The organism is Streptomyces sp. 351MFTsu5.1 (genome assembly GCF_000383655.1).
Taxonomy (GTDB): domain Bacteria; phylum Actinomycetota; class Actinomycetes; order Streptomycetales; family Streptomycetaceae; genus Streptomyces; species Streptomyces griseorubiginosus.
Genome location: NZ_KB911799.1, coordinates 25,620 through 46,848 on the forward strand (window position 1 = coordinate 25,620; position 21,229 = coordinate 46,848).

At 71.0% G+C, this 21,229-nt stretch carries 23 protein-coding genes; 11 read left to right on the forward strand and 12 right to left on the reverse strand.

What is annotated here, in order from left to right:
* Positions 1–143 precede the first annotated feature (143 nt).
* The gene (locus H295_RS0137865; RefSeq protein WP_020140572.1) at positions 144–1,580 is read left to right on the forward strand and encodes an endo-1,4-beta-xylanase; all 1,437 of its coding nucleotides are present in this window, start codon (positions 144–146) and stop codon (positions 1,578–1,580) included.
* Between the two features lie 78 nt (positions 1,581–1,658).
* Here the strand turns inward: H295_RS0137865 and H295_RS0137870 are convergent, their stop codons facing one another.
* Positions 1,659–2,303 carry a TetR/AcrR family transcriptional regulator gene (locus tag H295_RS0137870; RefSeq protein ID WP_020140573.1) on the reverse strand — a complete coding sequence of 215 codons (645 nt, stop codon included), beginning with the start codon at positions 2,301–2,303 and terminating at the stop codon, positions 1,659–1,661.
* A gap of 28 nt (positions 2,304–2,331) precedes the next feature.
* On the reverse strand, positions 2,332–2,736 hold the full coding sequence (locus H295_RS0137875; protein ID WP_020140574.1) for a PaaI family thioesterase: 405 nt from the start codon (positions 2,734–2,736) through the stop codon (positions 2,332–2,334).
* A 474-nt stretch (positions 2,737–3,210) separates the two neighbouring features.
* Here H295_RS0137875 and H295_RS0137880 point away from each other — a divergent pair, with 474 nt between their 5' ends.
* From H295_RS0137880 to ppk2, 4 genes are all read left to right on the forward strand, one after another.
* Positions 3,211–3,597, forward strand: a complete 387-nt coding sequence (locus H295_RS0137880; RefSeq protein ID WP_020140575.1) for an STAS domain-containing protein — start codon at positions 3,211–3,213, stop codon at positions 3,595–3,597.
* Positions 3,598–3,730: 133 nt separating this feature from the next.
* Positions 3,731–4,312, forward strand: coding sequence for a hypothetical protein (locus H295_RS0137885; RefSeq protein ID WP_020140576.1), 582 nt, complete (start codon positions 3,731–3,733; stop codon positions 4,310–4,312).
* A gap of 82 nt (positions 4,313–4,394) precedes the next feature.
* Positions 4,395–5,036 carry a universal stress protein gene (locus H295_RS44210; protein ID WP_020140577.1) on the forward strand — a complete coding sequence of 214 codons (642 nt, stop codon included), beginning with the start codon at positions 4,395–4,397 and terminating at the stop codon, positions 5,034–5,036.
* Positions 5,037–5,157: 121 nt separating this feature from the next.
* On the forward strand, positions 5,158–5,961 hold the full coding sequence (gene ppk2, locus H295_RS0137895; protein ID WP_020140578.1) for a polyphosphate kinase 2: 804 nt from the start codon (positions 5,158–5,160) through the stop codon (positions 5,959–5,961).
* Between the two features lie 15 nt (positions 5,962–5,976).
* Here the strand turns inward: ppk2 and H295_RS0137900 are convergent, their stop codons facing one another.
* From H295_RS0137900 to H295_RS0137910, 3 genes are read right to left on the reverse strand one after another with little or no spacing between them, the layout of a single operon-like run.
* The gene (locus H295_RS0137900) at positions 5,977–6,834 is read right to left on the reverse strand and encodes a universal stress protein (RefSeq protein WP_020140579.1); all 858 of its coding nucleotides are present in this window, start codon (positions 6,832–6,834) and stop codon (positions 5,977–5,979) included.
* A gap of 5 nt (positions 6,835–6,839) precedes the next feature.
* Entirely contained in the window at positions 6,840–7,862 is a 1,023-nt protein-coding gene (locus H295_RS0137905) for a zinc-dependent alcohol dehydrogenase (protein WP_020140580.1), read from the reverse strand.
* 25 nt (positions 7,863–7,887) lie between these two features.
* A complete protein-coding gene (locus tag H295_RS0137910; protein ID WP_028810125.1) occupies positions 7,888–8,793 on the reverse strand; it encodes a universal stress protein in 906 nt (301 codons plus the stop codon).
* A 312-nt stretch (positions 8,794–9,105) separates the two neighbouring features.
* Here H295_RS0137910 and H295_RS0137915 point away from each other — a divergent pair, with 312 nt between their 5' ends.
* The 4 genes from H295_RS0137915 to H295_RS0137930 all read left to right on the forward strand — a co-directional run bounded on the left by H295_RS0137915 (position 9,106) and on the right by H295_RS0137930 (position 12,977).
* Positions 9,106–10,824, forward strand: a complete 1,719-nt coding sequence (locus H295_RS0137915; protein WP_020140582.1) for a SulP family inorganic anion transporter — start codon at positions 9,106–9,108, stop codon at positions 10,822–10,824.
* 198 nt (positions 10,825–11,022) lie between these two features.
* The gene (locus H295_RS0137920; RefSeq protein WP_020140583.1) at positions 11,023–11,487 is read left to right on the forward strand and encodes a cyclic nucleotide-binding domain-containing protein; all 465 of its coding nucleotides are present in this window, start codon (positions 11,023–11,025) and stop codon (positions 11,485–11,487) included.
* A 16-nt stretch (positions 11,488–11,503) separates the two neighbouring features.
* Positions 11,504–12,199: a CBS domain-containing protein gene (locus H295_RS0137925; protein WP_020140584.1), complete on the forward strand. Its 696-nt coding sequence runs from the start codon at positions 11,504–11,506 to the stop codon at positions 12,197–12,199.
* 76 nt (positions 12,200–12,275) lie between these two features.
* Complete coding sequence (locus tag H295_RS0137930; RefSeq protein ID WP_020140585.1) at positions 12,276–12,977, forward strand: response regulator; 702 nt, start codon at positions 12,276–12,278, stop codon at positions 12,975–12,977.
* 10 nt (positions 12,978–12,987) lie between these two features.
* Here H295_RS0137930 and H295_RS0137935 read toward each other — a convergent pair whose 3' ends face one another.
* The 5 genes from H295_RS0137935 to H295_RS0137955 form a co-directional block, all read right to left on the reverse strand.
* On the reverse strand, positions 12,988–13,611 hold the full coding sequence (locus tag H295_RS0137935) for a hypothetical protein (RefSeq protein WP_020140586.1): 624 nt from the start codon (positions 13,609–13,611) through the stop codon (positions 12,988–12,990).
* A 42-nt stretch (positions 13,612–13,653) separates the two neighbouring features.
* The gene (locus tag H295_RS0137940; protein WP_020140587.1) at positions 13,654–13,983 is read right to left on the reverse strand and encodes a hypothetical protein; all 330 of its coding nucleotides are present in this window, start codon (positions 13,981–13,983) and stop codon (positions 13,654–13,656) included.
* A 37-nt stretch (positions 13,984–14,020) separates the two neighbouring features.
* On the reverse strand, positions 14,021–14,992 hold the full coding sequence (locus tag H295_RS0137945) for a hypothetical protein (RefSeq protein WP_020140588.1): 972 nt from the start codon (positions 14,990–14,992) through the stop codon (positions 14,021–14,023).
* Between the two features lie 148 nt (positions 14,993–15,140).
* Positions 15,141–16,265 carry a fatty acid desaturase family protein gene (locus tag H295_RS0137950; RefSeq protein WP_020140589.1) on the reverse strand — a complete coding sequence of 375 codons (1,125 nt, stop codon included), beginning with the start codon at positions 16,263–16,265 and terminating at the stop codon, positions 15,141–15,143.
* Positions 16,266–16,272: 7 nt separating this feature from the next.
* Entirely contained in the window at positions 16,273–17,328 is a 1,056-nt protein-coding gene (locus tag H295_RS0137955) for a ferredoxin reductase (RefSeq protein ID WP_028810127.1), read from the reverse strand.
* Positions 17,329–17,415: 87 nt separating this feature from the next.
* On the opposite strand from H295_RS0137955, the gene H295_RS0137960 reads away from it, so the two are divergent.
* The gene (locus H295_RS0137960) at positions 17,416–18,555 is read left to right on the forward strand and encodes a PucR family transcriptional regulator (RefSeq protein ID WP_020140591.1); all 1,140 of its coding nucleotides are present in this window, start codon (positions 17,416–17,418) and stop codon (positions 18,553–18,555) included.
* 182 nt (positions 18,556–18,737) lie between these two features.
* Complete coding sequence (locus H295_RS0137965; protein WP_028810128.1) at positions 18,738–19,226, forward strand: GNAT family N-acetyltransferase; 489 nt, start codon at positions 18,738–18,740, stop codon at positions 19,224–19,226.
* An 88-nt stretch (positions 19,227–19,314) separates the two neighbouring features.
* Here H295_RS0137965 and H295_RS0137970 read toward each other — a convergent pair whose 3' ends face one another.
* Positions 19,315–20,247 (reverse strand): aldo/keto reductase, encoded by a 933-nt coding sequence (locus H295_RS0137970; RefSeq protein ID WP_020140593.1) that lies wholly within the window; start codon positions 20,245–20,247, stop codon positions 19,315–19,317.
* Positions 20,248–20,448: 201 nt separating this feature from the next.
* Positions 20,449–21,030, reverse strand: coding sequence for a snapalysin family zinc-dependent metalloprotease (locus H295_RS0137975; protein WP_020140594.1), 582 nt, complete (start codon positions 21,028–21,030; stop codon positions 20,449–20,451).
* Positions 21,031–21,229 lie beyond the last annotated feature (199 nt).

Below are 21,229 nucleotides of genomic sequence, written 5' to 3' on the forward strand. Positions count from 1 at the left end.
CCCGGCCGAGCTGAGCCGAGCCCCTCGTCCGGTCTCCCCGTGCTGCCCGGGGCCCGGCCCGTCCCGCCTGCCGTCGCGGGGGAGCGGCCGGGGTTTCAGCCTGCGCTTCAGCCAGTCCGTGACGTCCATTTGGAGGTACGCCCATGGGTTCGTACGCCCTACCCAGATCCGGTGTCGGCCGGAGGATCCGCGGTGCGCTGCTCGCACTGATCATCCCCGTCCTCGGCGCAAGCACCGCGCTGGTCTCGTCACCGTCCGCACACGCCGCCGAAAGCACCCTCGGTGCGGCCGCGGCCCAGAGCGGCCGCTACTTCGGCACCGCCATCGCCTCGGGCAGACTGGGCGACTCGGCGTACACCTCGATCGCGAGCCGTGAGTTCAACATGGTCACGCCCGAGAACGAGATGAAGATCGACGCCACCGAGCCGCAGCGGGGCCAGTTCAACTTCACCGCCGGCGACCGCGTATACAACTGGGCCGTGCAGAACGGCAAGAAGGTCCGCGGACACACCCTGGCCTGGCACTCCCAGCAGCCCGGCTGGATGCAGAGCCTCAGCGGCAGCAGCCTGCGCCAGGCGATGATCGACCACATCAACGGCGTGATGGCCCACTACAAAGGCAAGATCGCCCAGTGGGACGTCGTGAACGAGGCCTACGCCGACGGCAACTCGGGTGCCCGTCGCGACTCCAACCTGCAGCGCACCGGCAACGACTGGATCGAGGTCGCCTTCCGCACCGCGCGCGCCGCCGACCCCGCCGCCAAGCTCTGCTACAACGACTACAACACCGACAACTGGACCTGGGCCAAGACCCAGGCCGTGTACAACATGGTCAAGGACTTCAAGCAGCGCGGCGTACCGATCGACTGCGTCGGCTTCCAGTCGCACTTCAACAACGACAGCCCGTACAACAGCAACTACCGCACCACCCTGCAGAGTTTCGCCGCTCTCGGCGTCGACGTGGCCGTCACCGAGCTCGACATCCAGGGCGCCTCGGCGACGACGTACGCCAACGTGGTGAACGACTGCCTGGCCGTCTCGCGCTGCCTCGGCGTCACCGTCTGGGGCGTGCGCGACAGCGACTCCTGGCGATCGGAGCAGACGCCGCTGCTGTTCAACGGCGACGGCAGCAAGAAGGCCGCCTACACCTCCGTCCTCAACGCGCTCAACGGCGGCACCACCACGCCTCCTCCGTCGGGCGGCGGCGGACAGATCAAGGGCGTCGGCTCGGGCCGCTGCGTGGACGTTCCCAACGCCGGCACGGCCGACGGCACCCAGGTCCAGCTGTACGACTGCAACAACGGCACCAACCAGCAGTGGACGTCCACCAGCGCCGGTGAGCTCAGGGTCTACGGCAACAAGTGCCTGGACGCCGCCGGCACCGGCAACGGCGCCAAGGTCCAGATCTACAGCTGCTGGGGCGGCGCCAACCAGCAGTGGCGCCTCAACTCCGACGGATCCATCGTCGGAGTCCAGTCGGGTCTCTGCCTCGACGCCGTCGGGAACGGCACCGCGAACGGCACCCAGATCCAGCTGTACGCCTGCTCGGGCGGCAGCAACCAGCGCTGGACCCGCACCTGACTCGTTCAGCAGCACCATGCAGGCCTCCCCGGGGGCACCGTCATGCCGACGGTGCCCCCGGGGAGGCCGTCGCGCGGTTCAGTCCGGCCGTGTCACCGCGGACAGCGACGGTGGGGGAGGGTGCGAGGCGGTGAGCAGCGCACCGTGGACGGCTGAGGACGCGGCGCGGGCCAGGTAACGGGCGGTGTCCGAGGGCCAGGTGTCACGTTCCTGGTGGATGAGGAGGGACACCGCGCCGTGCACGGCGGAACACAGCACTCTGGCCGTTTCGGTCGGGCTCCGCATCGGCACGCCGGCCTCACGGCAGGCGATGACCTTGTCCCGGAAGTAGCGGAAGCACGCGTCCTCGTTGTGGCGGCTCGCCTCGGTTGCTTCGCCGTCCATCACCAGCCGGTACTGGGCGGGATGGCGAAGCCCGAAGGCGATATAGGCGACGCAGGTCTCGTGGAGCGCTGTCACCGGGTCCGGGATCCCCTCGGACACCGCTTCGAGTTCGACGAACAGCGAACTCCACACCCGCAGACACGTGGCGTGGACGAGTTCCCGCTTCGAGGCGAAGTGGAGATAGACCGACGGCGGCGTGACTCCGGCGCTGGTCGCCACCGCGCGGATCGTCAGCGCGTCGGAGCCACCGTCCTCGAGCATCCGGCCGGCGATGTCGAGCAGTTGGTCGCGCAGCAGGCCGCCCTGTCCTTTGGCGGCGCGAGTTCGGGAGGCGGTCACGGAAACGAGCCCCGGAGAGAGGTCGTCATCAGGAGTCCTTCCGGCCGACGGCGGTGACCACCTGCGTCACCCTGGCGCACAACTCGCCCTCGGCATCGTGCACGTCGACCTCGACGACGGTGTTGCGCCCCACCCGCAGGGGACGCGCCGTCGCGACGACGTCCGTGCGGGCGGGCCGGAGGAAGTGCGTGGTCGACTCCACGGTGGCCGGAGCGGCACCGGCCGGACCGTTGAGCGCGGCGCACACGGCACCGCACACATCGGCGAGCCCCATCAACGCTCCGCCGTGCAGACCGCCGCCCACCGTGGAGAGGGAGTGATCGTGCGCCAGTGTGGCCCGGACGCCGGCGGGGGTCATCTCGTCGAACACGACGCCCAGCGTTCTGGCGTACGGCGCGAGGGCGTAGACGTCGTCGGCTGCGAGTGGGGTCACGGCTGCTCCCGTTCAGGTTAGTGCCGTTAAGTTATCGACGTTAACTCGGGCCGTCAATGAGCGGTTCAGGGAGAGGCCGGAGCAGCCGAATCCGACGCGCTCGGGGCAGGGCCTAATGCACGTCCCGGGGCTCCTCGAGGCTTCCCGCCTGCCTCTCCTCGGTCGCTCGGGCGGGCTGGCACCGGCCCCTCCGGCTACCGGCCTGCGGTGCGGGACGGTACGGGACCGGAGTGGTGGTTCGCCGGGCGGCGACGCGGGCGCCGGAAGCGGAACGGAGCCCCCAGGTCAGGACCGCAACGGACCACTCACGGGGCTGTTGGGGGGAGAGCGGATCAGGCCCCGAGGCCAGCCGCAGCGTCGGGGGCCCGTTGCCCGGTCCGGCCCGGGGCCGACCGGACCAGGGCTGACCGGACCAGGGTGAAGGGGACCGTTCGGCCCTTCCGTAGCGCTTGCCGACGCGGCTTGGATCGGATCATGTCCGACAAGCTCACGAGGCCCGAAGCACCCCACACGGTCCGCACGGTCGCCGGAACGACCGTTGTGATGCCGTACGGCGAGATCGACCTCGTGACGGCGACACCACTGGTGTCACTCCTCGACTCACTGACGTGCGGCCCGGACCCCGACCTCGTGGTCGACCTGACCGAGGTGACCTTCATCGACTGCGCGGGTCTGGCGGCCCTGTGCCGGGCGCGCAACCGGGTACTGGCCCGCCACGGACGCCTGCGCCTGGTCAACGCCGACAAGGGCTTCTCGAGGATCCTGCGCGCCACCGGGCTCGACGGGGTCTTCGATGTTCACCCCGCAGTCGGGATCCGCACGGATGCGTCCGGGGTTCTCCCCGGTGCCCGGGCGAGCTAGGCCGTTCGGCCCCGTGTCCCGGCGCCGACAAGTGCCGCGCGGTCCCATGACGGCACCCGGTCAGCCCGTGTCGGGCACCCGGCGGGCCTGAGACCTTCGAGGTGGGACCACGGGCCGGAGGAGGTGCGGAACCATGGGACGTGGGCGGCAGGGGAGAAGGCGCTTCTGGCGCTGGCGGAGCAATCCGCTTCGGCGACGCGACGACGTCGCCGAGGCCTGGGTCGTCCTGGCCGTGTGGGTCCTGGTCGTGGTGGGCGGCACGACCGTGGGCCTGGTCGCGGCACAGGCCACCGCGACCACACTCGACCGGCAGCGCACGGACCGGCACTCCGTCAGTGCCGTGCTTCTCGCCGATGTACCGAGGCCCGTGTCGGGGAAGTGGTCGTCGGGCGACAAGGACCTCGCTCAGGTGCGCTGGAGGGCTCCCGACGGCTCGACTCGCGTGGACCGCACTCTGGTCACCGTCGGTCTGAGGGCAGGCACCCGGGTCCTGGTCTGGGAGGACGGCCGGGGCACGCTGGTCACCGAACCGCCGAGCCCCGCGGAGGCCACCCTCGAGGCAGCCGTGATGGGCGGCCTCGCGGCTCTGGCCCTGGCCGGTTCCGTGGGTGCGGCGGGCGCCGTCGTCCGCCGCCGGCTCGACCAGCGGCGCATGGCGGGCTGGGACCGGGAGTGGGATCTGGTCGGGCCGAAGTGGGGGCACCGCACCGGCTGAGGTCCGAGGGGCGAATTCCGTACTGCGTGCATGGCTCAGGGTTCGGCTGATCCGGCCGGACGGCAGGAAGAAGGCAGATCACATGGAACGTGTCATCGTCGTTCACGACGGCAGCGCGGACTGCGAGGCCGCCTCCCGCTGGGCCTCCTGGGAAGCAGCCCGACGTGGGCTTCCGCTCCAGGCGCACCGTGACGGGACGCCGCCCGCCTCCGAGGAGACGGAGCTGGTCGTGGCCTGCGCGCGGGACGTGGACGACCTGTCCCGGTCCCCGTCCCCGTGCGTGCTGGTCCCCGAGAAGGCCGGGCAGCCCGTCGCCGCGGAGACCGTCCTCGGAGTGGACGCCCGCGACCCCGCGCCGGAGGCCGTGGCCTTCGCCTTCGACACCGCCCGACGCTGGGGCGTACGGCTGCGGGCCGTGCACGCCTGGCGGCTTCCCGCCGTCGCCGCCGAACTGCGCTTTGGGATACCGGAGGAGGATCGCGCCATCTGGGAGGACGACGAGGTGCACCTGCTCTCCGGCGCACTGCGGCCGTGGCGGGAGAAGTACCCGGAGGTGGAGGTGCTGGAGGACGTCCGGCTGCTGACCCCCGTCCAGGCCCTGGTGCGGCAGTCCGCGAACGCCGGTCTGGTGGTCGTCGGCAGGAGGCCGGGGAGTGCCTTCTCGGCAGTGGTGCGCGGCCTCGTGGCCAGGTCCCGGTGTCCCGTCGCCGTGGTCCCTTCATGACGGGAAGACCAAGCGAAGTCCGGGGTGCGCAGTTCCTCGTCGGAAAGTACGGTGGCGTCCAGGTGTTCGACCTGGGGCACGGGTGTGCTCCCTGAACAGGTCGTCGGTGGGCGGAGGCGGCATGGCCGGCAAGGACGCGGCAAAGCTGCCGCGCAACGCGTACGAGAACGAACTGCTGCGCCTTCAGACGGAGTTGGTGAAGCTCCAGGAGTGGGTGCGGGCGACGGGCTCCCGGCTCGTGGTGGTCTTCGAGGGCCGGGACGCGGCGGGCAAGGGCGGCACCATCAAGCGGGTCGCCGAACACCTCAACCCCCGTGTCGCCCGGATCGCGGCGCTCCCGAAGCCGACCGAGCGCGAGCGCACGCAGTGGTACTTCCAGCGGTACGTCGAGCATCTGCCGGCGGCCGGGGAGATCGTGCTCTTCGACCGGTCCTGGTACAACAGGGCCGGAGTCGAACACGTGATGGGCTTCTGCACCCAGGAGGAGTACCGGCTGTTCCTGCGCCAGTGCCCGATCTTCGAGCGGATGCTTGTCGAGGCCGGGATCGTGCTGCGCAAGTACTGGTTCTCGGTGAGCGACACCGAGCAGCAGGAGCGCTTCCGGCGGCGTCTTGAGGATCCGCTGCGCCGCTGGAAGCTGTCCCCGATGGACCTGGAGTCGATCAGCCGCTGGGAGGCGTACTCCCGTGCCAAGGACGAGATGCTGGTGCACACCGACATCTCCGAGGCTCCCTGGTACGTCGTGGAGAGCGACGACAAGCGGCGGGCCCGCCTGAACATGATCGCGCACCTGCTGGACTCGGTCCCTTACGACGACGTTCCGCCGCCGGTGCTGGAACTGCCCGCGCGCCCGCCGTCGACCGGCTACCAGCGCCCGCCGCGCGATCTGCAGACCTACGTCCCCGACCACGCGGCGAGTCTCTGAGCAGCTGGTCGTCGCTCACACCGGCTCGGGCACGATCACGACCGGGCAGTCGGCCTGGTGCAACACGCCATGGGCGACCCGGCCCAGCTGGAGCCCGAAGTGCCGCTGCCGGCGGCGGGCACCGAGGACCAGGAGACCGGCGTCCCGCGAGGCGTCCACCAGGACGGTCCGGGCGTGACCCTCGACCGTACGGCGGTGCACCTCGACATCGTCGGGGACGTCCAGGAGCGCCTTCTCCAGCACCTCCGACGCCTGCTGCTCGTGCAGCCGGGCGGGCTCGCCGGTGAGCAGCGGATGGTCGGAGCTCTCGTGCGCCGGGCACCGCCAGGCCCGTACGGCCTCCAACACGGCACCGCGCTGCCGCGCCTCCTCGGCGGCGAAGCGCACCGCCGCCTGCTGCTCGCCCACCCCGACGACCACACGGGCGCGGGCCGGGGGAGCGGACTGGCCGCGGACGACGACCACCGGACAATGGGCGTGCCCGGCCACGAGCAGGCTCACCGAACCCAGCAGCGCCTCGGCGAGACCGCCCCGGCCGCGGGTCCCCGTCACCAGCAGGGAGGCGCTGCGGCTCTCCCGGATCAGCGTGTACTCGGGTTCCTCCGGCTGCACGTCGGTGGAGACCACCACGCCGGGTCGCCGGTCCGTGGCGCGCCGGGCGGCGCTCGCCACGACGTCCTCGGCCCGTGCCTGCTCCGACGGCCTGCCGGGCTTCTCCGTCAGCTGGGCGCCCTCGTACCGCTCCCACAGCGACGCGTACACCAGCCGCAGCGGCAGCTCGCGCCGGGCGGCCTCGTCCGCCGCCCAGTCCACGGCCCGCAGCGCGGGCTCGGAACCGTCGACGCCGACGACGATCGGCAGGCCGGCCGTCATCGCGCTCACCTCCCCGCTCCGAGGTCGAAGACGATGCGGGCCTTGACATGGCCGCGCAGCACCTCGTCGATCGACTCGTTCACCGACGCCAGCGGGCGCGTCTCGCTCACGACCCGGGTGCGGCCTGCCGCGTGCAGCTGGAAGACCTCGGCGAGGTCCTGCCGGGTGCCGACGATCGAGCCGATCACGCTCGTTCCGTTGAGGACGGTGTCGAAGATCGGCACCTGGATCGTGCCGTGCGCCGGCAGGGCGACCATGACGAGCTTGCCGCCGCGCCGCAGCCCGGAGTTGACGGCGGCGAAGGCGTCCTCGTTCACGGCCAGGGCGATCGCGGCATGCGCCCCGCCGGACCGCTTCAGGACGGCGCCGACGTCTTCCTTGCGGGCGTCGATGACCAGATCCGCGCCGAGTTCGGCGGCGAGTTCGAGCTTGGCGTCGGTGACGTCGATCGCGGCCACCCGGGCACCGGCGATCTTCGCGTACTGCACGGCCAGATGACCGAGCCCGCCGACGCCGGAGACGGCGACGAGCTGGGCGGGCCGTACGCCCGCGACCTTGAGCGCCTTGTACGTCGTCACGCCCGCGCAGGTCAGCGGGGCCGCGTCGACGGCGCTGACGCCGTCCGGCACGGGCTGCGCGAAGTCGGCCCAGGCCAGCATCTTCTCGGCGTACCCGCCGTCGCAGCCGTAACCGGTGTTGACCTGCTGCTCGCACAGGGTCTCCCAGCCGGACAGGCAGGGCTCGCACCGCCCGCAGGTCCTGCCGAGCCAGGGCACGGCGACCCGCTGCCCCACCCCGAGGTGGGTGACGCCCTCGCCCAGCTTCTCGACCAGGCCGACGCCCTCGTGGCCGGGGACGAAGGGTGGGTTCGGCTTGACGGGCCAGTCACCGCGGGCGGCGTGGATGTCGGTGTGGCACAGCCCGGACGCCTCGACGCGGATCCGGACCTGGCCCGGGCCGGGCTCGGGGTCCGGGCGGTCCTCGAGGACCAGGGGTTCGCCGAAGGCCTGGACGACCGCTGCCTTCATTTCCTCAACTCCTTGGACTCATGGGTCAGTTGTGCGGAACGACGGCGACAGGGGCGACGGAGTGGTGCAGCACCGCGTGGGTGACCGGACCGATGTGAGCGCCGAACGGGTTGCGGCGGACGCGGCGGCCCACCACGACCAGGGAGGCATCGCGGGAGGCGTCGGCGAGGTGGTTGCCGGCGCTGCCGTAGGAGGACTCCTCGGTGACCTCGACATCCGGGTGCTTCTCGCGCCATGGGCGCAGGAGTTCGGTCAGGGCGACGGTCTCGCTGCGGGCCAGGGCCGCGTGGAGTTCGAAGTCCGCGGCGAGGCCGTAGGCGTAGTAGGGCGGCGGGTTCCAGCCGTGCACGACCCGCAGCGACGTGGAGCGGCGGGCAGCCGCCGCGAAGGCGAACTCGATCAGATCGTCGTCCGGGCTCTCGATGTCGAGGCCGAGCACGACGGGGCGGAACGGGGTGGAGGAGGACGGGATGCCGACCGGGTCCATCTCGTGCTCGTCCGCGGCCTGCTCCCCGGCCCGGACCAGGACGACCGGCTGCTCGGCGTGTGCCACGACCGCCAGAGCGACCGAGCCGACCATGAAGCCTCCGAGGCCGCTCAGGGCGCGCGAGCCCACCACCAGAAGCTCGGCGTCCTTCGCCGCGTCCGTCAGGACGTCGGCGGGGTGGCCGGACAAGTGCTCAGAGGCCACATCGAGGCCCGGGTGGCGCAGCCGGATGCCTTCGGCCGCCTCACGGGGAACGCGTTCGGTCCAGTGCTGCTGCGTCTCGGCGCCGAGGAGGGGGGCCTGTGCCATGGGCGCGGGAACCGGCTCCCAGACGTGCACCAGCTTCAGCGGCAGACCGAGCAGCGCGGCCTCGCGCGCCGCCCATTCGGCGGCGGCCCGGCTCTCGCTCGAACCGTCGAGGCCGACGGTGATGGTGCGAGTCATGATCTCCACCTCTTGGATCGGGGGCTCCTTCACGAGCCTCGTCTGCGGACGGGGCCCCTGGCAGGGGCCGCACTTCCTCGCCGTTGGGCCGATCGGCCCAACCGGCAAGGTCTTCGGGAGCGGCGGGCCCACCCACGTGCCTTCCGTTGCCCAGTCTCACCACGCCCAACGGCGACATCCGGATGCCGAAGGGCCACACCCCTTGGGCTGAACGGCCCTGTTCGCAGGGCCTGTTGGACGGGCGATCGCGCCTCGGCGGCCGGAATGCCGGGAACGGTGGTGCATCCTGAGCCCGGACGAAAGGGGCTGCTCATGGCACGCGACACAGCCGGACACGGGACGGGACGACGGCCCCTGGCCCCCGGAGTCGTCGTCCTCCTCCGCTACCGGCGTGCCTGGCTGCGCGGCGATGTGCTGGCCGGCCTCACCGTGGCGGCCTACCTGGTGCCGCAGGTCATGGCGTACGCGGGCGTGGCCGGTCTGCCGCCGGTCGCCGGACTGTGGGCGATCCTGCCCGCGCTCGCCCTGTACGCGCTGTTCGGCTCCTCACGCCTGCTGTCGGTGGGCCCCGAATCCACCACCGCCCTGATGACGGCCACCGTGGTCGCCCCCCTCGCCGCCGGACACCCCGGCCGCTACGCCACCCTCGCGGCCACGCTCGCGGTCACGGTGGGCCTGCTGTGCCTGCTCGCCCGTGCCGTACGCCTGGGCTTCCTCGCGGACCTGTTCTCCCGCCCCGTGCTGATCGGCTACCTGGCGGGCGTGGCACTGATCATGGTGGTGGACCAGCTGCCCAGACTCACCGGTGTCGGGACGACCGAGACGCGGTTCTTCCCTCAGCTGTGGTCCTTCGCAAGGGACCTGCCCGACGCCCACCCGGCCACCGTCGTCCTCTCCGCCGCCGTGCTCGCCCTGCTCTTCGCGATGGCGCGATACGTCCGTGCCGTGCCCGGACCGCTGCTCGCGGTCGTCCTCGCCACCCTCGCCGTGGTGGTCCTCGACCTCGACGGCCGCTACGGCGTCAAAGTGATCGGGGAGGTCCCCTCGGGCCTGCCCGCCCTGGCCTGGCCGGACTTCGGCGAGGTGCCGCGTCTCGTCCTTCCCGCCCTCGGCGTGCTCCTGGTCGCGTACACGGACTTCATCCTCACCGCACGCGCGTTCGCCCCGTCCGACGGCCAGGGCCCCGCGCTCGACGCCGACCAGGAGTTCCTCGCCCTGGGCGCCGCCAACCTCGGCGCGGGTGTCCTGCACGGCTTCCCCGTCAGCAGCAGCGCCAGCCGCACCGCCCTCGCCGCCTCGGCAGGCGCCCGCAGCCAGGCGTACTCCCTGGTCGCCGCGGCCGCGGTGGTCGCCGTGCTGCTCCTCCTCAGCCCCCTGCTCACCCGCATGCCCTCCGCGGTCCTCGGCGCGCTCGTCGTCTACGCCGCCGTGCGCATGATCGACCTGGCGGGCTTCGGCCGCCTGGCCGCTTTCCGCCGCCGCGAGTTGTTGCTGGCGCTCGGCTGTCTGGCCGGGGTACTGGCCCTGGACATCCTCTACGGCGTCCTCGTCGCCGTCGGCCTGTCGGTCGCCGAGCTGCTGAACCGGGTGGCCCGCCCGCACGACGCGATCGAGGGCCTGGTCCCGGGCGTGGCCGGCATGCACGACGTCGACGACTACCCGACGGCCCGCACGATCCCCGGGCTGCTCGTCTACCGCTACGACTCCCCGCTGTTCTTCGCCAACGCGGAGGACTTCCGCCGACGTGCCCTGGCCGCGGTCGACATGCAGACCGAGCCCGTGCGGTGGTTCGTCCTCAACACCGAGGCCAACGTGGAGGTCGACATCACCGCCCTCGACGCCGTGGACGCGTTGCGCCGCGAACTCACGGCCCGCGGGATCACGTTCGCCCTGGCCAGGGTGAAACAGGACCTGCTGGACGACCTCAGGGCGTACGGCCTCGCGGACTCGGTCGGCGCGGACCGCATCTTCCCGACGCTCCCGAGCGCGGTGGCCGCCTACCGGCACTGGCCCGGAGCGGACGCCGGATAGACCCGGTCCCCGTCACCGGCGGAGCCCGGCGTGGGCGCCAGGCCGTCGCCGCAGGGACGACGGTGGGCCGGGGAAGTCGCCGACCCGCTGCGCAGGAGCCGGGCGGCCCGCTCGAGGGGCCGGGTGGCCCATGGTCCGCCGCGTGGCGTCAGGCACATGCTGGCCTTGGCAGGTCCCCCGTCCCGCAGGAGGCGCGTCATGGCCGACACTCACACCCCCAGCATGCTGCGAGCCCTGCCCGTCGAGCACCGGCAGCGCCTCATGCGCGTGGCCCGCGAGGTGTCCGTCCCCCAGGGGACGCGGCTGTTCGAGGAGGGCGGCAAGGCCGACCGGTTCTGGATCGTCCGCACCGGCACGGTCGAACTCGACATGCACGTGCCCGGCCGGCGGGCGGCCGTCATCGAGAGCCTCCGGCACAACGATCTCGTCGGCTGGTCCTGGTTGTTCAGTCCGCACGTCTGGCATCTGGGCGCCGAGGCGACGACCCCGGTGCGGGCGTACGAGTTCGACGCCACGGCCGTCCGCATGATGTGCCAGGACGACCCGGCGATGGGCTGCGCCGTGGCCCAGTGGGTCGGCGACGTGCTTGCCCACCGCCTCCGTTCCGCCCGGACCCGGCTGCTGGACCTGTACGCGCCCTACGGCGCGGGCAGCCGCGTGTGAGCCCGGAGGAGCAGTCATGCCCGGCACCCCGCACATCGTCAGCGACGTCATGACCCGCACGGTCACCGCGGTCGGCCGCGGTACCACCTTCAAGGAGACCGTGCGGATCATGCAGGACCGCAAGATCAGCGCCCTGCCCGTCCTCGGGGGCGACGGCCGCGTCGTCGGCGTCGTCTCCGAGGCCGACCTGCTGCCCAAGGAGGAGTTCCGCGACAGCGACCCCGACCGGTACACCCAACTGCGCCGCCTGACCGACCTCGCCAAGGCCGGCGGCGTGACGGCGGAGGAGCTGATGACCGCACCGGCCCTCACCGCCCGCCCCGGCGCCACCCTCGCCGAAGCCGCCCGGACCATGGCCCGCGCCAAGGTCAAGCGGCTGCCCGTGGTCGACGAGCAGGGCCTGCTGAAGGGCATCGTCAGCCGCTCCGACCTCCTCAGGGTCTTCCTGCGCGACGACGAGGACCTTGCGGAGGAGATCCGCCGCGAGACCGTGTCCTACCTCTTCCCGCTCCCCGCCTCAGCGGTCCGGGTCCAGGTCCACGACGGCGTGGTGAAGCTGAGCGGGCGGGTGCGGGACACGTCCCTGGTCCCGGTGGCCGCCCGCCTGGTGCGCGCCGTGGAGGGTGTGGTCGACGTGGAGTTCGACCTGGACCGGAGCTGCCGGGAGCCCTCGCGGCCACCCGAGTCCCCGAGTAGGGCCGGTCGGCCCTAGTGCATCCGGGCCCGTCGAGCGATGATCGTCGTGACGGGCGGCCGCAGCCCGTACGCCGCCGGGACGAGGGGTCTTCATGACCGAGACACGCACCTTCACGGAGCAGAACCCGATCCGCGTGTTCCTGCTGGACGACCACGAGGTCGTACGACGCGGAATCACCGACCTCCTCGACGCCGAACCCGGCATCTCCGTCGTCGGCGACGCCGACACCGTCGAGCACGCCCTCGTCCGCGCCCCGGCGCTGCGCCCCGATGTCGCCGTCCTCGACGTTCGCCTTCCCGACGGCGACGGCATCACGGTCTGCCGGGAGCTGCGCAGCAGCATGCCGGAGCTGGCCTGCCTCATGCTGACGTCGTTCGACGACGAGGACGCCTTGCTGGACGCCATCATGGCGGGCGCCTCCGGCTACGTCCTCAAGCAGATCAGGGGCTCCGACCTGGTCTCGGCGGTCCGCACGGTCGCCTCCGGCCAGTCCATGCTCGACCCCGCGACCACGGCCCGTCTGATGCGTTCCCTGCGTGCCGACCCCGCCGACACACCGACCATGTCGCCCGAGCTGGCCGGCCTGTCGCCCCGCGAGCGGGACATTCTCGCCCTCATCGGCGACGGCCTCACCAACCGCGAGATCGGCAAGAAGCTCTATCTCTCCGAGAAGACGGTCAAGAACCACATCTCCCGCCTGCTGGCCAAGCTCGGCGTCCAGCGCCGGGTGCAGGCGGCGGTCCTCGCCTCCCAACTGGAGCGCCCGGAGACGGGTGAACGCCCCGTCAGATGAGCGGTCCAGGTCATCCTGCACGACCCGGATCGACACCCGGAGGGAATCCGTGGATTCCGGGCTCGGTGACGGACGCATCCTCGATGAGCGCCGGGCAGACACTCCAGTCGGCGGCTATCCGCATCACCTCGTGTTCCGTCGGCATCGCCGCGTGCCAGGCGTCCCATTCGGCGTCCCCCCAGTCCGGCCGGACCTCTTCCCGCCCGACCAGACCGACACCGAGTTCCCTCTCGACGGCGGTGGGTTCACCCCGGCGCAGCGGAACCTCCCCGCTCATGCCGATGTAGCAGTAGGCGCGGGTCAGTTCACCGGATTCGACCCTGGCCCAGACGTGGTAGTCGCTGACACGCTCGTTGCGGAAGTACTGGAGATCCCCGACGCGAGAAGCCAGCGACCGCAGCCAGGCGGCGAACTCCGGATCCGCCGGTTCCGTCGGGTGCGTCAGATGCATCCTGCCGTGGGCGAGGGTCCACCCCGGGACCGGCCTGGCGACGAAGACACCGTGCGAGTAGGCGAGTTCGGTGCCGGTCTCCCAGTCCATGCGCTGTCGGTGCCGTAGACCGAGGGCATCGGCCACCTCTTCCGGCCCGGCGTCACGCACGGCCAGCCAAGACGTCTTGAAGCCGAAGGACATGAACCCTCCCGTCCGGTGTCCGGTCACGCGAACTCAAGAACGTCACTGAGCAGGAACATCCGACCGCACCAACCGGACTCGCGCGGCCGGTATGCGCTCGGGCAGGTAGAAGAAGCCGTTGCTGTTGTCGAGGAGCGACTCCTCGTCGACGGCGTCCACGGCCCAGACGTCAACCGGTCCACCGGTGTTGTTGATCCGGAGGAAGAACGACACGTCCTCGTCCCGGCACACGAAGATCCCCTCCACCTCGGGGCGGCGGCTGCCCGCGATGCCCCGTGCGGCGCCCATCCGGGCCCAGTCCAGGCCATGCCGGGTGATCGACTGCCGGTTGAGCACGGACGAGACGTGGAAGTGGCGCGAGGTGTCCAACACGCGAGGAGTATAGGCAGCAGCGAGGTTTCCGCCTCGGTCAGCTGCGGGGTGCGGACGGCCGCGGAGTGCCGGACCAGCGGACGGGATGCCCGTCGGCGCTGTCGGTGAGCCAGGATCCGTCGCCCAGGGGCACCAGCGCATACGGATTGCTCACGTCGACGGGGAGTTCACCGCCGACCGTCCCTGTGCGCACGTCGACGAGGTGGTGCCGGAACCACTCCTCCTCGTCCTCGCTCTCACCGCCCAGGGTGACGACAGCGGTGTCGTCGGTCAGATAGCCGCCGCTCCATTCCACGAAGCACACCTCCGGGTCGTACCCGAAGACCTCGACCGGGAGGGTGAAGAGCACGTCCCCGTCGGGGTGGGTGTGGAAGGCGACGTCCGTCTGGCCGTGGTCGACGGTCATGAACTGCCGCCCGGACGGCGCCAGGTCGATCAGGCAGCGGTCCGACCAGGGGAACGCCACGAACTCCGGCTCGCTGTCCGGGCCGACGGCCGAACCTCGCACGATCACGGAGCCGTCCTGCCCCTCGCCGACGTCGAGGTAGACGCTGCCGTCCACGGGGTGCACGAAATGGAACGCGCCGTGCCCGACGGTCTCCAGCTCCCGTCGGGCGAGGATCACACCGCTCTCCGCGTCGTGGACGACCCACTGGTCGCCGCCTCCCCGGCGCGCCATCGCGTCCGGCCGGTAGACCCACACCGTTCGGCCGTCCAGGGACAGCGCACAACCAGGCCGGTGGCCATGGCGTACGTCGGAGTGCGGCTCGAAGTCCGAGGCCCACACGAGGTCGCCGGCCCGCGTCAGGCAGACGACCTTGTTCAGCGTCGTGTACACGACCCGCTCCAGATCGCGCCGGACCACTGACGCCGCGACCTCGTCGCCGGCCAAGGGCCGGAAGACCTCGGCGGGCGCCAGCGTCCCGGAGGTACCGGAGTCCACGACGTAGGCATGGATCCGCCCGTCGCGGTGGCGGGTGACGACCTTCGGCAGCGGCGCTGGAATCATCTGCTGAGGCTAATCCCCAGGCACGGACGACCCGTTCGAGGGGGCCGCCGGCCGAGGCGCCCACCCGTCACGTCGATCGGCCGATGGAGCACGGCGGCACATCACGCATCTCGGCCCGCCACCGCGCTCGCATCTCCACCGGTGGGCGTCAGGCCGCGACGAGCTCCTTCTCGGGCTCCGGCACCTCGACCACGGGCTGCTTCTTCTTGTTCGGCAGCGAGAGTCGGAAGACCTTGCGCCACGCCGAGAAGACCTGCACGGGCAGCGGACCGGTGACGTACTCCAGCTCGTACTTCTCGAACAGCGCGCGCACCTTCACGGCGACCTCGGCGTACCGGTTGCTCGGCAGGTCCGGGAACAGGTGGTGCTCGATCTGGTGGGACAGGTTGCCGGTCATGAAGTGCATGGCCTTGCTGCCGCTGATGTTCGCCGAGCCCATCATCTGGCGCAGGTACCACTGGCCGCGCGTCTCGCCCTTGATCGACCGGCGCTCGAAGACCTGGACGCCCTCCGGGAAGTGGCCGCACATGATCACCGAGTGGGACCAGATGTTGCGGACCAGGTTCGCGGTGAACGTGGCGGCGAGCGTGGGCAGGAACGACGGGCCCGACAGCAGCGGGTGGATCACGTAGTCCTTGAGGACCTGCTTGCGGATCTTGCGGCCCACGGCCTTGGCCCGCGCGCGGAACTCCGGGTTCTTGCGGCGCCGCTTGTGGAGGTTCTTGCCCAGTTCGAGGTCGTAGGCCGCGATGCCGTACTCGAAGAAGCAGGCGTTGATGAAGTTCCACAGCGGCTGGCCGAGGTGGAACGGGTGCCACTTCTGGTCCTCGTCGACGCGCATGATGCCGTAGCCGAGGTCGTTGTCCTTGCCGATCACGTTGGTGTACGTGTGGTGCAGCTCGTTGTGCGAGTGCTTCCACTGGTCGGCCGGCGAGACGTGGTCCCACTCCCAGGTGGTGGAGTGGATCTTCGGGTCCCGCATCCAGTCCCACTGGCCGTGGAGGATGTTGTGGCCGATCTCCATGTTGTCCATGATCTTCGCCACGGACAGGCCGGCGGTGCCGAGCACCCACGCCGGCGGGAACATCGAGAACAGGAGCACGCCCCGGCTGACCAGCTCGAGCGTGCGCTGCGCCGAGATGACCTTGCGGATGTAGGCGGCGTCCTTCTCGCCGCGGCCGGCGATCACCTCGTCGCGGATCGCGTCGAGCTCGCGGCCGAGCTCCTCGATCTGCTCCGCGGTCAGATGGGCGGTGGGGTCGATGGCGGTCAAAGTGCTCCTACCGTTCGATGTCACAGGGGCCCGCGGCGGCGGACACGCAGGTCTGGATGAGGACGCCCGGCTCTGCCTCGGTGATCTCACCGGTGCGCAGGTCGCGGACGGCGCCCGCCTTGAGCGGTGAGACGCAGCCGAAGCAGATGCCCATGCGGCACCCGGACGGCATGAGCACACCGGCCTCCTCGCCGACGTCCAGCAACGGCGTTGCGCCGTCCGCGTCGACGGTCTTCCCGGTGGTGCTGAAGGTGACCGCGCCGCCGTCGCCGGTGGCGACGACGGTGGGACGGAAGCGCTCGGTGTGCAGGCGCTCCGGCACGCCGTGTTCGCTCCAGTGCTTCTCGGCGGCGTCGAGCAGGCCCGCGGGTCCGCAGGCCCAGGTCTCGCGCTCGGCCCAGTCGGGTACGAGTTCGTCGAGACGGGCGATGTCGAGCATGCCGTCCGTGGCGGTGTGCACCTCGGTGAGGCGCAGCTTCCTGCCCGCGACCAGGTCGTGCAGCTCCTTGCGGAAGATCACGTCCTGCGGCTGGGGCGCGGAGTGGACCATGACGACGTCGTCGAACTCGGTGTCGCGCAGCATGCCCATCACAGGGGTGATGCCGCTGCCGGCCGTCAGGTAGAGCACCTTTGCGGGCTTGGCCCGCGGCATCACGAAGTCACCGGTGGGGTGGTCGAGCTGGATCAGCGTGCCGGGCTTCGCTCTGCGGACCAGGTGGTTGCTGACCTTGCCGTCGGGGATCGCCTTCACGGTGATCGTGAGGCGGCCGTCCCGGCGGTCGGTCGGTGAGGTGATGGAGTAGGCACGCCACAGGCGCACCCCGTCGACGTCGACCCCGACGCGGACGTACTGACCGGCCGTGTGACCCCGCCAGCCCCGCCCTGGCCTGATCACGACGGTCGCGGCGTCGCTCGTCTCGGGGTGCACGGCCTCGATGCGGCCACGCAGGTCAGCGCCCGCGCGCAGCGGACTGACCAGGTCGAGGTAGTCCGACGGCAGCAGCGGCGTCGTAACCATCTCAAGCAGTTTCCACGCCCTGGTGCGGAGGGCTGTACTCGTCATGATTCCAGCTTGCTGCGCCTCAGGGCGTAAAGTCCTGACCGCAGGATGTGAATCTGGTGGGTTGAATTGTTCGCAGGGAACAAAAACGTGAGCCATGCAATCCGGAGGGCGAGTGAACTGGCCCTCGATGAGACGACGGTCACCGCACTGCGGGCCGAGCTGAGAAGCACCGCCGACGAGGTCGTCCAGGCCATCATCGACGAGGTGCCCCCGTACGCCAACGCCCTGTCGGGCAGCATGGGCGGCACCATCCGCCGGGCCGTCCGCACCGCTCTGGGGCACTACCTGGACCTCGCGAGCGGGAAGGCCACGGGTGGCGACGCCGGGGACGCGGCCTACGAGCTGGGCCGCGGCGAGGTGCGCGACGGCCGGTCCATGGACGCCCTGCTCAGCGCCTACCGGGTCGGTGCCCGCGTGGCCTGGCGGTGCCTGGCGGCGGGTGCCGTGCCCGCGGGTCTGCCCGCCGCCGAGGTCGCCAAGTTCGCCGAGCTGACCTTCGCCTACATCGACGAGCTCTCCGCGGCGAGCGCCGCCGGCCACGCCGACGAACTGGCCGCCCGGGGCCGGGCCCAGGAGCGCCATCTGGAGCACCTGGCCCGTGACCTCCTTGCCGGCGCGAGCCCGGACGTGCTGCTGGCCTCCGCTCAGCGGGCCGGCTGGCAGCCGCCGGTCTCGCTGACCGCGGTCCTGCTGCCCGCCGACCAGGCCAGGCCCGCCTACCGCGCGCTCGACCCGAGCACCCTCGTCCTCGACGATCTGCCGGACGCCACCGGAGTGCTGTTCGTCCCCGACGCCGACCGATCGCACCTCCTGCGGCAGCTGACCGACCGGACCGCGGTGGTCGGCCCGGCCCGGCCATGGGCACGAGCGTCCGCGTCGTACGGCCGAGCCCTGCGCGCCCGCTCCCTCTCCTCCGACATCCGTGACACCGAGGAGCATCTGCCGGAGCTGGTGCTCACCGCCGACACGGACGCGTTCGCCGACCTCCGTGCCCGCGCGCTCGCACCGTTGCGGACCCTGCCCGACGCGACCGCGCGGCGGCTGGAGGAGACGCTGCGGGCGTGGCTGCTGCACCAGGGCAGACGGGACGAGGTGGCGGCGGCGTTGTTCGTCCACCCCCAGACGGTCCGGTACCGGATGTCCCAACTGCGGGAGCTGTTCCCGGATCTCGCGTCGCCGGACCGGGTCCTTGAACTGACGCTGGCGGTCGGTCTGCGGGCGGACTGAGGCGTACGACGTTCCCGCGGGCGCCCGATGCGCTGCAGCCCGGCCCGTCCGAACCAGCCAGGGAAACCGGGGGCACATCCACTTCTCGGCGCATCACCGACGGCAGCCGACCCGCCGCGGGCAGGGGCTCAGCGGTGCGACCCGCTGCGGGCAGGCACTGCGCGGTGCGATTTACTCGTCCGATGAGTTCCCGCACTTCCCCGACCAGCCTGCCGATCACGATTCGCAGAGCGGTCGCGCGGGATGCGAAACGCCTCACCCGGCTCGTGCGAGGCTCGGGCGCCTACGCGGGCGAGTACGCGGCCGCGGTCGCGGGCTACCGGGTCGGTCCCGACTACATCGAAGCCCACCGAACCTTCGTGGCCGTGGGCGACGGCGAAGACGGCGGCCGGATCCTGGGGTTCTACTCGCTCGTCCTCGCTCCACCGGAGCTCGACCTGCTGTTCGTCGCCGACGAGGCGCAGGGACGTGGGCTCGGACGGCTGCTGGTCGCGCACATGCAGTCGGAGGCGAGGGCTGCCGGGCTCGACCGTGTCGAGGTCGTGTCGCATGTGCCCTCGCAGGACTTCTACCACCGAGTCGGTGCGGTGCGGACCGGGACCGCGCTCGCGAACCCGCCCGCCGTGCCGTGGGACCGTCCCACGTTCGAGTTCCGCATTTCTTCGGAGTGACGGGCCGGGCTCGATCCGGAAGTGCGCCGGAGTCCTGCGAAAGCGATACGACCAACCGGACGGAAAGGCCGCCCGGAAGGGACAGTGGCTACGGCACCTTGTATCCGGCGGCGCGGAACAGTTCGTACCATTCGGGGCGGGTGAGCGGGAGGTCGGAACCGAGCGCGGCGGCGGTGACGCGTTCCGGCGTCGTCGTGCCGAGGACGACCTGCATCTGCGCGGGATGACGAGTGATCCAGGCGACCGCGATCGCCTCGGCCGGCACGCCGTACTTGTCGCTGAGCCGGTTGATCACCGCGTTCAGCTCGGGGAAGCGCTCGGATCCGATGAACGGTCCGTCGAAGAATCCGGCTTGGAAAGGCGACCACGCCTGAATGGTGATGCCGTGCAGGCGGCAGTAGTCGACGATTCCGTCATCGCGGACGACCGACTGGTCGAGGTCCTGCATGTTCGCGGCGACGCCCTGCGCGATCATCGGCGCGTGGGTGATCGACAGCTGGAGCTGGTTCGCCACGAGGGGTTGCGTCACGTGCTTGCGCAGCAGGTCGAGCTGGCGCGGGGTCTGGTTGGAGACGCCGAAAGCACGTACCTTGCCCGCCGCCGCCAGCTCGTCGAAGGCCCGGGCCACCTCCTCCGGCTCCACGAGGGCGTCGGGGCGGTGCAGCAGCAGAATGTCGAGATAGTCGGTGTCCAGTGCCCGGAGCGAACCGTTCACGGATTCTACGATGTGCTGATGAGAGAAGTCGAAGTAGGGCCCGTCCTTGACGATGCCGGCCTTCGACTGGATGACGAACTGCTCACGCTCCGACGAACTGAGCTTCATGGCCTCGGCGAACCGACGCTCGCAACCGTGGTCGTCCGTACCGTAGACGTCGGCGTGGTCGAGGAACGTGATGCCCGCGTCGCGTGCGGTGTTGACGAGGGTGCGTACCGCGTCGTCGCTCATGTCCTGGATGCGCATCAGCCCCAGGACGACGTTGGGGACCACCATGTCGGTGCCGGGCAGGGTGAAGGTCTTCATGGGGCTCTTTCGCTGTGACGTGGGACCAGGCCCTCGATCGCGTCGTGCGACGCTGCGGTCTCACTCTAGAAATGGACGATCCAGAAATCCAACAACTGTTGGTTCTGAAATTGAGAACTGTGGGATGTGAATCCACATGTCCCGGGGACCTCGTCAAGAGATCCCCGGGAAGGCGGGCCGTTCGATGGCTGGGCTGGGCCCTCAGGGTGCGTCGATGAGGATCCGGCTCCGGGCCGGGGTGAGCGTGGCGATCGCGCTTGCGTAGGCGGACTGCACGCGGGAGCGCTCGGTGGCATTGGGCGTGGCGTTGGTGCAGGCCGTGCCGGCGCTCGATCCCGACATCAACTGTGAGCAGGGGCCGGGCTTGGTGTCCGGCAGGCCGAGGCTGTGGCCCAGTTCGTGAGCGGCGATGCGGGTCTTGTTGTAGCCCTCGTCCACGGCCTGACTGCCGAGTTCCACGCGCACCTGACGCCCCGGGCGAACAGGCCCGAGCGTGGCCTGCGGCCAGCCGGTGGTCGCGATGATCGCGATCTCGGCCGCGGCTCCGGGAGCCGCTTCCACCAGACGGACGTTGCTCACGTTCGCGTTCCACGAGGCGACTGCCGCCGCGACCGCGCTCTCCCAGCCCGCGGCGCGGCTGTCGTCATAGCGAAGGGTCACTGCTGCGGCCTGGGCGGCGGACGGTTCGGCGGTGATCGCGGGAACGGCGGTCGCGGCGCCCGCAGTGGCGAGGACGAACGCTGCGGCGGACGTGCCTGCCTTGAGCCAAGTGCCGAGGGGCATTGCTGCTCCTTCATCCGTGGGGGGAATCCGGCCCCGGCGGGACCGGGAGCGCGAAGGAGCGGTACGGGTGGTCCGGCAGGGGCCGGGCACGCCGTCGACCACCCCTCCGGGGCGTTGCGATCGTATGCCCTGCCACTCTGTTTGGACATGTACCTGCCAGGGTGAGTATCCGTCAGAATGCAGAATCCAAACGAAGTTG

Coding starts and splice junctions, on each gene's coding strand:
- H295_RS0137885 (WP_020140576.1), top strand. CDS start 3,731: ATGGGACGTGGGCGGCAGGGGAGAAGGCGCTTCTGGCGCTGGCGGAGC.
- H295_RS0137930 (WP_020140585.1), top strand. CDS start 12,276: ATGACCGAGACACGCACCTTCACGGAGCAGAACCCGATCCGCGTGTTC.
- H295_RS0137975 (WP_020140594.1), bottom strand. CDS start 21,030: ATGCCCCTCGGCACTTGGCTCAAGGCAGGCACGTCCGCCGCAGCGTTC.
- ppk2 (WP_020140578.1), top strand. CDS start 5,158: ATGGCCGGCAAGGACGCGGCAAAGCTGCCGCGCAACGCGTACGAGAAC.
- H295_RS0137935 (WP_020140586.1), bottom strand. CDS start 13,611: ATGTCCTTCGGCTTCAAGACGTCTTGGCTGGCCGTGCGTGACGCCGGG.
- H295_RS0137920 (WP_020140583.1), top strand. CDS start 11,023: ATGGCCGACACTCACACCCCCAGCATGCTGCGAGCCCTGCCCGTCGAG.
- H295_RS0137925 (WP_020140584.1), top strand. CDS start 11,504: ATGCCCGGCACCCCGCACATCGTCAGCGACGTCATGACCCGCACGGTC.
- H295_RS0137880 (WP_020140575.1), top strand. CDS start 3,211: ATGTCCGACAAGCTCACGAGGCCCGAAGCACCCCACACGGTCCGCACG.
- H295_RS0137965 (WP_028810128.1), top strand. CDS start 18,738: ATGAGTTCCCGCACTTCCCCGACCAGCCTGCCGATCACGATTCGCAGA.
- H295_RS0137900 (WP_020140579.1), bottom strand. CDS start 6,834: ATGACGGCCGGCCTGCCGATCGTCGTCGGCGTCGACGGTTCCGAGCCC.
- H295_RS0137945 (WP_020140588.1), bottom strand. CDS start 14,992: ATGATTCCAGCGCCGCTGCCGAAGGTCGTCACCCGCCACCGCGACGGG.
- H295_RS0137955 (WP_028810127.1), bottom strand. CDS start 17,328: ATGACGAGTACAGCCCTCCGCACCAGGGCGTGGAAACTGCTTGAGATG.
- H295_RS44210 (WP_020140577.1), top strand. CDS start 4,395: ATGGAACGTGTCATCGTCGTTCACGACGGCAGCGCGGACTGCGAGGCC.
- H295_RS0137970 (WP_020140593.1), bottom strand. CDS start 20,247: ATGAAGACCTTCACCCTGCCCGGCACCGACATGGTGGTCCCCAACGTC.
- H295_RS0137905 (WP_020140580.1), bottom strand. CDS start 7,862: ATGAAGGCAGCGGTCGTCCAGGCCTTCGGCGAACCCCTGGTCCTCGAG.
- H295_RS0137865 (WP_020140572.1), top strand. CDS start 144: ATGGGTTCGTACGCCCTACCCAGATCCGGTGTCGGCCGGAGGATCCGC.
- H295_RS0137915 (WP_020140582.1), top strand. CDS start 9,106: ATGGCACGCGACACAGCCGGACACGGGACGGGACGACGGCCCCTGGCC.
- H295_RS0137910 (WP_028810125.1), bottom strand. CDS start 8,793: ATGACTCGCACCATCACCGTCGGCCTCGACGGTTCGAGCGAGAGCCGG.